The 367-nt window shown below is 42.2% G+C and carries 1 protein-coding gene; it reads right to left on the reverse strand.

Translation table 11 applies throughout. From position 1 onward, the window contains the following. Positions 1-45: 45 nt before the first annotated feature. The coding region (locus IQR33_RS33180) for a hypothetical protein (RefSeq protein WP_228013915.1) at positions 46-367 on the reverse strand (322 nt) is incomplete at its 5' end.

Raw genomic sequence — 367 nt, forward strand, 5'->3', positions numbered from 1 at the left:
AAAAAAACCCCGACAATATTGCCGGGGCTGGTCGCTTGGGGAGCGTTAATCCCTGGTAGGTTCTGAGTCTAATGCTTTAACATAAACAGCATCAGCAACACCGTTTTCACACATTGAAGTAGCTGAAAAATTGTCTTTTGTGGTTTGACTGTAAAGTTCACTGTGTTGCGAGTTACTGAGCCAGATCAGGCTGTTATCATCGTCCAAACCTAAAAATCCTTTGGTTGGTGAGTAGATACGATAAAAAGAGCTCAGCTCATAGGTTTTAAATACCCTGCTATCTGGTAATGAGAACCAATAGCAGTCCCAATCTAAGTGAATATAGGCTTGCCTCTCTTGACACGGTTGTGAGAAACCTATCACTTTG

The organism is Vibrio sp. OPT46, from assembly GCF_015163535.1.
Lineage (GTDB): Bacteria > Pseudomonadota > Gammaproteobacteria > Enterobacterales > Vibrionaceae > Vibrio > Vibrio alginolyticus.